The following is a 442-nucleotide window of genomic DNA, read 5'->3' as shown; positions in this document are numbered from 1 at the left end:
CACAAACATTGGCGACTAATAACCTTCCTTGCTCCCCTTCACCTTCTGCTTCCGCACGTATAAGTCTTGCTAGAAGTCTTTTATCATTATAACTTGCCTTTATTACAGCCATGATGCCCTCCTTTGCATAAACTAAGTCGTACTTAAATACTATTCATTCAAGCCATGATAAATACTTAGCAAGTTTTTTTATTTAACCATCCCGGTATCAATTATTTTAACGGTAACACTAGGGGTAACATTCACCCTGTCAATTGTCTTGGGCCAGTCCAATTTTTTCCATGTTTGATAATCCATTTTTTGTTTTAAATACTTTCCTAAACCGAGGTTATCTATTTGATGTTCCTTCATAGTTTCCAATATATCTCGTATTTGATTTTCGATATTTTCTTGAATGTAATTCTCTAATGCTTCTATTTCTTTTTCATTAGTGATGTCTTTA

The 442-nt window shown here is 33.7% G+C and carries 1 protein-coding gene and 1 pseudogene; both read right to left on the bottom strand.

Annotated features, from left to right (window positions below; translation table 11 throughout):
• Positions 1-112, bottom strand: a pseudogene (locus PZE06_RS26280) (cell wall hydrolase); the annotation flags it as partial.
• Positions 113-189: 77 nt separating this feature from the next.
• Positions 190-442, bottom strand: a 253-nt coding sequence (locus tag PZE06_RS26275; RefSeq protein WP_275792152.1) for a Ger(x)C family spore germination C-terminal domain-containing protein, incomplete at its 5' end; no start/stop codon positions are given.

This window comes from Robertmurraya sp. DFI.2.37 (genome assembly GCF_029211245.1).
In the GTDB taxonomy this organism is placed as follows: domain Bacteria; phylum Bacillota; class Bacilli; order Bacillales; family Cytobacillaceae; genus Robertmurraya; species Robertmurraya methanolica_A.
Note: the sequence above shows the minus strand (reverse complement) of the source record. Positions and strands in the feature narration are given on the sequence as shown.